General features: G+C 62.7%; 9 protein-coding genes. 4 read left to right on the top strand and 5 right to left on the bottom strand.

What is annotated here, in order from left to right; genetic code table 11:
- Together PFH44_RS20980 and codA are read left to right on the top strand one after the other, a co-directional pair.
- Nucleotides 1-958, top strand: a 958-nt coding sequence (locus PFH44_RS20980) for a helix-turn-helix domain-containing protein (protein WP_283826037.1), incomplete at its 5' end; no start/stop codon positions are given.
- Nucleotides 955-2,208, top strand: a complete 1,254-nt coding sequence (gene codA / locus PFH44_RS20975) for a cytosine deaminase (RefSeq protein ID WP_283826036.1) — start codon at nt 955-957, stop codon at nt 2,206-2,208. The genes PFH44_RS20980 and codA, both read left to right, overlap by 4 nt.
- On the opposite strand, the gene mtnA is transcribed toward codA, so the two are convergent.
- Nucleotides 2,205-3,233, bottom strand: a complete 1,029-nt coding sequence (gene mtnA / locus PFH44_RS20970) for an S-methyl-5-thioribose-1-phosphate isomerase (RefSeq protein ID WP_283826035.1) — start codon at nt 3,231-3,233, stop codon at nt 2,205-2,207. The genes codA and mtnA overlap by 4 nt on opposite strands.
- 102 nt (nt 3,234-3,335) lie before the next feature.
- Here mtnA and mtnK point away from each other — a divergent pair, with 102 nt between their 5' ends.
- Nucleotides 3,336-4,535: an S-methyl-5-thioribose kinase gene (gene mtnK / locus PFH44_RS20965; protein WP_283826034.1), complete on the top strand. Its 1,200-nt coding sequence runs from the start codon at nt 3,336-3,338 to the stop codon at nt 4,533-4,535.
- A gap of 59 nt (nt 4,536-4,594) precedes the next feature.
- Here mtnK and PFH44_RS20960 read toward each other — a convergent pair whose 3' ends face one another.
- Genes PFH44_RS20960 through PFH44_RS20945 form a run of 4 tightly spaced genes read right to left on the bottom strand, consistent with a single transcriptional unit; the run spans nt 4,595 to nt 9,431 of the window.
- Nucleotides 4,595-5,839, bottom strand: coding sequence for an LVIVD repeat-containing protein (locus PFH44_RS20960; RefSeq protein WP_283826033.1), 1,245 nt, complete (start codon nt 5,837-5,839; stop codon nt 4,595-4,597).
- A 9-nt stretch (nt 5,840-5,848) separates the two neighbouring features.
- Nucleotides 5,849-6,913, bottom strand: coding sequence for a sugar ABC transporter substrate-binding protein (locus tag PFH44_RS20955; protein ID WP_045854426.1), 1,065 nt, complete (start codon nt 6,911-6,913; stop codon nt 5,849-5,851).
- Between the two features lie 20 nt (nt 6,914-6,933).
- Nucleotides 6,934-7,932: an ABC transporter permease gene (locus PFH44_RS20950; RefSeq protein ID WP_045854425.1), complete on the bottom strand. Its 999-nt coding sequence runs from the start codon at nt 7,930-7,932 to the stop codon at nt 6,934-6,936.
- Nucleotides 7,929-9,431, bottom strand: a complete 1,503-nt coding sequence (locus PFH44_RS20945; protein WP_283826032.1) for a sugar ABC transporter ATP-binding protein — start codon at nt 9,429-9,431, stop codon at nt 7,929-7,931. The genes PFH44_RS20950 and PFH44_RS20945 overlap by 4 nt, the downstream gene beginning before the upstream one ends.
- Before the next feature lie 163 nt (nt 9,432-9,594).
- Here PFH44_RS20945 and PFH44_RS20940 point away from each other — a divergent pair.
- A partial coding sequence (locus PFH44_RS20940; RefSeq protein WP_283826031.1) for an iron-containing alcohol dehydrogenase occupies nt 9,595-10,204 on the top strand: 610 nt, incomplete at its 3' end.

Raw genomic sequence — 10,204 nt, 5'->3', positions numbered from 1 at the left:
GCCGGGACTGATCGCCCTCGCCGACGGGCTGGGCATTCCGCTAATCGAACAGCCCTATCTGCTGAAAATGGTGATCGTCACCGAACGCATCGGCACCGCGCTGGTGCGCAGCGAAAACGCGCTGCAGTCGCAGCGCGATATACTGCTGCAGCTGTTAACCGGCGACTATCCCGACCTGCAGATCCTGCATCAGCGCGCGCTCCACCAGCAGCTGGATTTCACCCGCCCGCTGCGGGTGGCGGCGCTGCGCCTCGAGGGCATTCAGCGCCTGTTTCGCCAGTTTCCGCCGGAGCAGGCCGAAGCCTGGCTACAGCAGGCCCGCCGCACCGTGCGCCAGCGGCTGCAGCAGCAGCTTAACCAGCAGGGCAACCCCTTTCCGCTGGTTGAGCGCAGCAATATGTTTCTCTTCCTGCTCCCGGATGAGGAAGGCGAATTTTATCAGCAGAAAAAGTGGCTGCAGCAGTGGCTGCTTCAGCTTGCGGAGGGCGACGGCGGGCTGTCGCTGCTGTGCGGCCTCTCCGCGCCGGTGCAGGAGCTGCAGGGCTACCCGCGGGCGCTGTCGCAGGCGCGCCAGGCGCTGGATCTCAGCGATACCCTGCGCCCGGCTCAGCGCATCAGCGACTATCAGCAGCTGGGCTTTATCAAGCTGCTCTCCGCCGTCGGCGACCCCACGCTGCTGAGCGATTTTATGCACGACACCCTCGGCTGCCTGATTGAACCCGATCGCAAAAGCCCGTGGCTGCTCATGGAGACCCTGGAAACGCTGCTCCAGGAGAACGGCAACGTGATGAGGGCCGCCGAGCGGCTGGGCATTCACCGCAACACCCTGCATCAGCGCATTCAGCGTATTGAAAAGCTGACCCGCTATCCGGTCAGCCATCCGCAGTTTCATCTCAACGCCTCGGTCGCCCTGGCTATCTGGCGTATGTCGCAAAACCATTTACGGGAACAACCATGAAAATTATCAACGCGCGCCTGCGCCACAAAGAAGCGCTCTATTCCCTTGAGATCCGGGACGGCGTGATTAAGAGCATCGCCCCCCAAACCGCCACTCTGGCGACTGACGCCGGCGATATCGACGCGCAGCAAAAGCTGGTTATCCCGCCCTTCGTCGAGCCGCATATCCATCTGGACGCCACCCTGACGGCGGGCGAACCGGAATGGAATATGAGCGGGACCCTGTTTGAGGGCATCACCCGCTGGAGCCAGCGTAAAGCGAGCGTCACCGTGGAAGATACGCGCCGGCGGGCGCTGAAAACCATCGGCATGCTGCGCGACAACGGCGTGCAGCACGTGCGCACCCACATCGACGTCACCGATCCCTCCCTGACGGCGCTGGAGGCGATGCTGGCGGTGAAAAAGGAGGCCGCCCATCTTATCGACCTGCAAATCGTCGCCTTCCCGCAGGAGGGGATCGAGTCGTTCCCCGGCGGGCGCGAGCTGATGACCCGCGCCATCGAGATGGGCGCCGACGTGGTGGGCGGCATTCCGCACTACGAGAACACCCGCGACAAGGGCGTCAGCTCGCTGGTCTTCCTGATGGATCTGGCCCAGCGCCACGGCTGCCTGGTGGACGTGCACTGCGATGAAATTGACGACCCGCAGTCGCGCTTTCTGGAAGTGCTGGCGGAAGAGGCCCGGGTGCGCGGCATGGGCGCGCAGGTCACCGCCAGCCACACCTGCGCGATGGGCTCCTACGATAATGCCTACTGCTCGAAGCTGTTCCGCCTGCTCAAGGCCTCGGGCATCAACTTTATCTCCTGCCCCACCGAAAGCATCCACCTGCAGGGGCGCTTCGACGGCTGGCCAAAACGCCGCGGCGTGACGCGGGTGGCGGAGCTGGACCGCGCCGGGATTAACGTCTGCTTCGCCCAGGACTCCATTCAGGACCCGTGGTACCCGCTGGGCAACGGCAACATCATGCGCATCCTTGATGCCGGGCTGCACATCTGCCACATGCTGGGGTACGAAGATTTGCAGCGCTGCCTCGATTTGATTACCGATAACAGCGCCCGGGCGCTGTGCCTCGGCGATAGCTACGGCATCGCCGAAGGCCGCCCGGCGAACCTGCTGATCCTCGATGCGGAAAGTGACTATGACGCCGTGCGGCGTCAGGCCAAAGTGCTGACCTCCATCCGCCACGGCAAAATTATCCTGCAGCGCCAGCCGGAGCAGATCCGCTATCCGGCGGCAGAGCCGCAGCGTTAGTCAGCGCGGGGCGCAAATGCGCCGGCCGCCACCTGCTGCCGGGTAACGACGCCGCTGTCCAGCACCCAGCCGCTGATTAATGCCGCCGGCGTGACGTCAAACGCCGGGTTATAAACCGACGCATCCGCCGGCGCCCACTGCACCGCGCCGAAGCTGCCGGCCACCCCGGTCACCTCCGCCGCCGCGCGCTGCTCAATAGGAATGGCCTCGCCGTTCGGGCAGCGGCGGTCGAGGGTGGTTTGCGGCGCGGCGACGTAGAACGGAATACCGTGATATTTCGCCAGCACCGCCAGCGAATAGGTACCGATTTTGTTCGCCACGTCGCCGTTGGCGGCAATGCGGTCGGCGCCAACCCACACCGCATCGACCTGCCCCTTAGCCATCAGGCTGGCGGCCATCGAATCGGTAATCAGCTGATAGGGCACCCCCAGCTCGCCCAGCTCCCAGGCGGTCAGGCGGCCGCCCTGCAGCAGCGGGCGGGTCTCGTCGACCCACACGTTATCTACCAGGCCGCGCTGATGGGCCAGCGCAATCACCCCTAACGCCGTACCCACTCCGGCCGTCGCCAGGCCGCCGGTGTTGCAGTGGGTCAGCAGGCGGCTGCCCGCTTTGACCAGGCTAACGCCGGTTTCCGCGATGCTGGCGCACAGCTGCTTATCTTCCTCAATCAGGCGCAGCGCCTCCTCTTCGAGGGCCGGAATATAGTTTTCTTTCGCCAGCGCCAGCTTCATGCGGTCGAGGTTATTCATCAGGTTGACCGCCGTCGGACGCGCGGCGCGCAGCGTATCCAGCGCCTGCGATAGCTCATCGCGGGTCAGGCCGCGCTGCGCCAAAAGCGCCAACAGCAGACTGGCAGAAAGACCGATTAACGGCGCCCCGCGCACCCGCAGAGCGTGAATATGGTCAACCAGTAACGGGACGTTATCTGCCGCCAGCCAGCGTTTTTCCTGCGGCAATGCCTGCTGGTCAAGAATAAAAAGCTGATTTTCGCTTACCCGCAGGCTGGTGGTCTGTAGTGTCTGCATGTCGTTAAATCCCTGTTGCGTTGTTGTGTCACATTGTGTCAGGATGGAATCCAGAAGTATAGACGTCTGAACGGCTTAATCAGAACTTTGAGGATCGAGGCAATGTCGCAATACCATACCTTCATGGCCAGCGATGCGGTGGCTTATGCACAACAATTTGGCGGTATCGATAACCCGTCGGAACTGGTGTCCGCGCAGGAAGTGGGTGACGGTAACCTCAACCTGGTATTTAAAATTTTTGATACCCAGGGCGTGAGCCGCATTGTGGTTAAGCAGGCGTTGCCCTACGTGCGCTGCGTCGGGGAGTCCTGGCCGCTGACGCTTGACCGCGCCCGGCTCGAAGCGCAGACGCTGGTCAGCCACTATCAGCACTGCCCGCAGCACACGGTGAAAATTCACCATTTCGATCCCGAGCTGGCGGTGATGGTGATGGAAGATCTTTCCGATCACCGCATCTGGCGCGGAGAGCTTATCGCCAACGTTTACTATCCGCAGGCGGCGAGCCAGCTGGGGGAATATCTCGCCCAGGCGCTGTTCCATACCAGCGATTTTTATCTCCATCCCCATGATAAAAAGGCCCAGGTCGCGCGCTTTATTAACCCGGAGATGTGTGAAATAACCGAAGACCTGTTCTTCAACGACCCCTACCAGGTGCACGAGCGCAACAGCTATCCGCCGGAGCTGGAGGAGGATGTTGCCGCCCTGCGCCACGATAGCCAGCTCAGGCTGGCGGTGGCCTCGCTCAAGCACCGCTTCTTCTCCCAGGCGGAAGCGCTGCTGCACGGCGATATTCACAGCGGCTCCATTTTCGTTGCCGAAGGCAGTTTTAAAGCCATCGACGCCGAGTTCGGCTATTTCGGCCCGATTGGCTTTGATATCGGCACCGCCATCGGCAATCTGCTGCTCAACTACTGCGGCCTGCCGGGCCATCTGGGCATTCGCGACGCCGCCGCCGCGCGCGAACAGCGGCTGAACGATATTCAGGCGCTGTGGACGACCTTTGCCGAGCGCTTCCAGGCGCTGGCGGCGGAGAAGAGCCGCGATGCGGCGCTGGCCTATCCCGGCTACGCCTCAGCGTTCCTGAAAAAAGTGTGGGCGGACGCGATTGGCTTCTGCGGAACCGAGCTGATTCGCCGCAGCGTCGGCCTGTCGCACGTCGCCGATATCGACAGCATTCAGGATGAGGCCATGCGCCACGAGTGCCTGCGCCACGCGATTTCGCTCGGCAAAGCGCTGATCGTGATTGCCGAACGCATCGACGGCGTCGACGAGCTGATCGCCCGCATTCGCCAGTACAGCTAATCCCTTCCCGGTCGTTCCCGGGCAGCGCGCTGCCCGGGCTCTCCGTTCACCGCCCTTCCCTACCCCAAATACTCGATCACCGACAGCCCGCCGTTATAGTCGGTGCTGTAGATAATCCCCTGCGCATCAACGAACACGTCGCAGGACTGGATCACCCGCGGGCGACCCGGGCGGGTATCCATCATCTTCGCCGGCGCCGCGGGCACCAGCGCCCCGGTTTCCACCGGCCGGTAGGGGTCGGAGATGTCGTAGGCCCGCACCCCTGCGTTTTGGTAAGTGGCGAAAATCAGCGTCGAGCTGATAAAGCTTCCGGGGCGGTTCTCGTGCAGATTATGCGGGCCAAAATGCGCCCCTTTCGCCACATAGTCCTCCTCACCCGGCTGCGGGAAGGTCGAAATGCTGACCGGATTCGCCGGTTCGCGGATATCGAACAGCCAGATCAGCTTCTCGCCGTCCTGCTGGTTGTCGAGCACCGCCTCGTCGAGCACCACCAGCAAATCGCGATCCGGCAGCGGCAGCGCGGTATGGGTGCCGCCGCCAAACGGCGGGCTCCAGTTACGGTGGCTAATCAGCTTCGGCTGGGTGCGGTCCTTGACGTCAAGCAGGGTCAGGCCGCCGTCGCGCCAGCTGCCGTAGGCGGTATCCCCGGCGATAATAGCGTGATGCAGGGCGTAGCGTTTCCCCTGCGGCCAGCTCGCCGTCTCCCCCGCCGCCTGGTTCATCCCCGGCAGCCACCAGCGCCCGGCGACCTGCGGGTTGCGCGGATCGGCGAGATCGATGGTCAGGAAGATATAGTCGCTAAAACCGTCGATCAGCGCGGAAACGTAGGCCCAGCGGCCGCCAACGTACCAGATTCGATGAATGCCGATCCCGTCGAGCGACAGAAAGCTGATTTCCCGCGGCTTATCGGCCACGGAGATATCAAAAATACGCAGCCCGGCGCTCCAGCCCTTCTCCCGCACGTCGCTGACCGTCTCCCCCACCGAGCGGGTGTAGTAGACCTTCTCGTCGGCGAAGCGGGCATCGGCAAAGAGATCCCGGGCGTTGATCACCAGCAGCAGGTCGTCGTGCGCCTGCAGGTGCACGTTCCAGGTGCCGGGCGGCGCGGCGACGTAGTTCACCGCTTTGGGGTTTTGCGGATCGCGAACGTCCACCACCGAAAAGCCCTGGGACACCATGTGGCCGATATAGGCAAAGCCACGATGCACCATCAGCTGGACGCCGTCCGGGCGTCCGCCCTGATCGCTATGCCCAATCAGCCGCATATTGCGGCTGTAGTCGGGACGCGGGAGTTCCGTCGCCATACCTGCTCCTTACTTGTTTTTGGCTTCCAGGGTGGCGAACCACGGGGCGATAAAGTCTTCGGTCTGGCCCCAGCCCGGAATGATTTTGCCCAGCGACGCCACGTTCACCGCTCCCGGCTGCGCGGCCAGCAGCGCCTGAGGAATTGCCGCCGCTTTAAAATCGTAGGTCGCAGGCGTCGGCTCTCCGGCAATCTTGTTGGCCACCAGGCGCACGTTAGTTGCCCCGATAAGCTTCGGATCGACGGCCACGCTCACCTTCCACGGACTGCCGGATTCGCGCATCAGCTGCAGATCCTGGTTAGAGATATCAATGCTGTAGAGCTTAATTTCGGTGCGCCCGTTCTCTTTGAGCGCCTTATAGGCGCCCTGGCTGAAGGCGTCCCAGGTACCCCAGATCGCGTCAATTTTGCCTTTCGGGTATTTCGCGAGGATCGCCCCGACCTTGTTGGCGGTATCGCCCTGCACGTCGGAGGAGACGGCGCCGATCGACTCCAGCTCTTTGATGCCTGGGTTCTGCTTGAGCAGCGCCTGGTAAGCCACCTGACGGCGCTCCATCGGCGGGAAGCCGGCGACCCACAGCTTGATAATGTTGGCTTTGCCGTTGAAATCTTTCACCAGCTGACCAAAGGAGAGATCGGTCAGGGAGGCGTCATCCTGCTGGGTCACGGTCACGCCCGGGATCTCGCCGCTGACGGCGGTGTCGAACACCGCGACCTTGATCCCGGCGTCCACCGCCTTTTTCACCAGCGCGGTCGAGTAGGGATCGCGCCCCTGGGAGAGAATAATGCCGTCATATTTCTGGCTGATGGCCTGATTGACGAAGTCCTGGAATTTCGCGTCGTCGCCGTTGCTCAGGAAGGTGCTCATTTTAAAGCCGAGCTTCTTGCCTTCCTGGATAGCCCCGGAGACAAACTGGGTGGTGTTATCATCGGAGCCCAGGTTGCGGATCACCGCAATACGGATCGGCCCGTTATGTTCAGCGATAGCCGCCGGCACCGGCGTTGGCGTCTCAGCATAGGCGGCTACGGAGTTGAGCAGCCCCAGCGCGATAAGAGAAAGCGTTATTTTTTTCATCATGTTTACCCTGTTTATAATTAGGTGCGGCGCTGAAAATAGGTCAGTGCTAACGCGCCAGCCAGCACCAGCCCTTTAATAATGTCCATTGCGTAGTACGGAACCGAGAGCATCACCAGGCCGTTAGAGAGCACCCCGAGGATCACCGCCCCCACCAGCGTGCCCAGCGCGTTCGGTTTGCCCGAACCCGCCAGCGAGAAGCCAATCCACGCCGCCGCCACCGCGTCCATCAGGTAACCGCCGCCGGCGTTCACCTGGGAGGAGCCGATGCGCGACGCCAGCAGAATGCCGCCGAGGCCCGCCAGCAGCGAGGCGATAACGTACGCCGCCACCTTGTAGCGGGTGATGCGCAGGCCGGAGAGGCGCGCGGCCTCCGGGTTGCCGCCGATGGCGTACATCCGCCGCCCGTGGGTGGTAAACGAGAGCGCCAGCTGCGCGATAACCGTCACCACCAGCATTACGATAACGATGGTTGGCACCTGGCCCAGCGCGCCAAAGGCCGCCGGAATGGTCCCTTCCGCCATCTCGCCGCTCGGCAGCACCATGTTCTCGGTAATCGAGCCGCCGTAGCTGTAGGTCATCGCCACGCCCTGGATCACGAACAGGCTGGCGAGGGTCGCGAGCATGTCGGGAATGCGCAGCACCACGATCAGAAAGGCGTTAAACAGCCCCACCAGGGTGCACAGCGCCAGGGTGATCAGAATCGCCTCGGTGGTGCCAAACCCGTGCCAGACGAACAGCGAAATCACCAGCGCGTTCGCCAGCGAGGCGGTCGAGCCGACCGACAGGTCGAATCCGCCGATGGTGAGCGAAATCGACACCCCGATGGCGATCACCGTCACGATGGCAATCGAGCGCAGAATGTTGATGATATTGAACGGGTCGAGGAAGTTATCCGATGCGAGGCCAAAAACGGCGATCAGCAGCACAACGGTCAGCAACATGCCCCATTTGTAGAGAAAATCGAAAAATCGCTGACGGCTCGATGCCGTCGCGGTAGCGGTCAGGGCCTTGCTCACGCTGCTGCTCCTCCGGTGGAGTAATAAAGTAGGGTCTCTTCGCGGGCCTCTGCGCCCGCTATTTCTGCCACAATGCGGCCATCCCACAGCACGCAAATGCGGTCGCACAATCCAACCAGCTCCGAGAATTCGCCCGAGGTGTAGATCACCCCTTTGCCTTCTCGCGCCAGCCCGTCGATCAGGTTGAACAGGTCGGTCTTTGCCTTCACGTCGACGCCTTTGGTCGGCTCATCAAAAATCAGCACGTTGGCGCTGCCGCGCAGCCATTTACCGATCGCCACCTTCTGCTGATTGCCGCCGGAAAGACGGCGCAGCGTCTGGCCCGGGCCGGTGGTGCGAATACCGATGCGGGCCACCACCTCCTCCGCCCAGCGCCAGGCCTGGCGATGGCCAAACAGGCTCCAGCGCGAAAAGCTGCGATCGGCGCTCACCGCAAGGTTCATGGCGATAGGTTCTTCGATAAAAATCCCCTCTTTGCGTCGCTCCTCCGGCACCAGCGCCAGCCCGCGGGTGACGGAGTCCGCCGGGTCGCGCGGGCGCCACGGCTGGCTGTTCAGCTCCCCGCGCGTCAGGCGGCTTTTGCTGGCGCCGAACAGCGCCTTGCACAGTTCGGTTTTACCGGCCCCCGCCAGCCCGGCGATGCCGAGAATTTCGCCCTTGCGCAGGCGCAGAGAGATATCCTGCAGCAGCCCCTCGTCGTGCAGCCCTTCCACCTGGAGCAGCACCTCTTCCCCGGGCGGCGGGCGCTTCGGCGGAAAGATATCGCTGAGCTCATGGCCGAGCATTTTTTCCACGATCTGCTCGCCACTGAGCTCCGCCATCGGGCCGCTTTCGATCAGCCGGCCGTCTCGTAGCACCGTTAGGGTGTCGCAAATGGCCTTCAGCTCGTGAATGCGGTGGGAGATAAACACCACCCCGATCCCCTGCTGCTGCAGGCGGCGCACCACGGTAAACAGGCGTTCGCTTTCGTGGCGGTCCAGCGGCGCCGTCGGCTCATCAAGGATCAGAAAGCGGCAGTGGTGCGACAGGGCGCGCGCCAGCAGGATTTGCTGCTTCTCGGCCAGGGAGCAGCTGTCGATAGAGCGCCGCACGTCAAGAACGATATCCAGCTGGGCCAGCGCGGCCCGGGCCTGCTCGCGGAGCCGCCGCCAGCTAAAGCCCTGACCCGGCAGCGCCAGCCGGTCCAGCATGATGTTCTCGGCAATGCTCAGCCCCGGCACCAGCGCCACGTCGACCTCCTGCTGCACGAGGTGAATGCCGAGCTGCTTTGCGTCGCGCGGAGAGCGAATATTGACCGGCTGATTGTTGATGACAATCTCGCCCTCGTAATGGGCGTGCGTGCCGCAAAGCACCGCCATCAGCGTCGATTTTCCCGCGCCGTTGGCGCCGGTCAGCGCGTGCACGGTCCCCCCTTTGAGGGAAAATGCCACGTTGCTCAGCGCCCGAAAGCCGGAAAAGGCCAGGTTAATGTTGTGCATCTCGAGGCGATTGGCTGTCATCCCCTGCTACCCTTTACGATTAATATTCTGATTTAATGAATTTTTCACAGCCGTCCTTGACTGACAACTGCGTAAAAGGCATAAGATAAAACGAAATAATATTAGCCATCCGGATGTCCAGACATAACATCAGGTTAGCGAAACGACAATAAGGGCAGCTTCTATGAGCAACAGCGATATCCGCGTGGTCCCCGGCCCCGCCAACTACTTCTCCCATCCCGGCAGCCTCGCGCGGCTGCATGATTTTTACAGCGCAGAGCAGCTTTCCCGGGCGCTGTGGATCTACGGCGAGCGGGCAATCGCCGGCGCGGAACCCTTTTTACCCGAGGCCTTCAGCGCGCCCGGCGCCAAAAAAATCCTCTTTAAGGGCCACTGCAGCGAAAGCGACGTCGCCCAACTGGTCCACGAGGCGGGTGAAGACCGCGCGCTGGTGATCGGCGTCGGCGGCGGCGCGCTGCTGGATACCGCCAAGGCGGTGGCCAGACGGCTTGCGCTACCGGTGGTGGCGATCCCGACCATCGCCGCCACCTGCGCGGCGTGGACCCCGCTGTCGGTGTGGTACAACGACGCCGGCCAGGCGCTGCATTTTGAAATTTTCGACGACGCCAACTTCCTGGTGCTGGTGGAGCCGCGGATCGTCCTCAACGCGCCTGAGGAGTATCTGCTGGCGGGGATCGGCGATACGCTGGCGAAATGGTATGAGGCGGTGGGGCTGGCGCCGCGGCCGGAAACCCTGCCGCTGGCCGTACGCCTGGGAATTAACGGCGCGCTGG

The organism is Klebsiella sp. Ech2A (assembly GCF_030078455.1).
GTDB classification, from domain to species: Bacteria; Pseudomonadota; Gammaproteobacteria; order Enterobacterales; family Enterobacteriaceae; genus Klebsiella; species Klebsiella terrigena.
The sequence above is the reverse complement of the archived record's forward strand: the minus strand, read 5'-3'. Positions and strand labels throughout refer to the sequence as shown.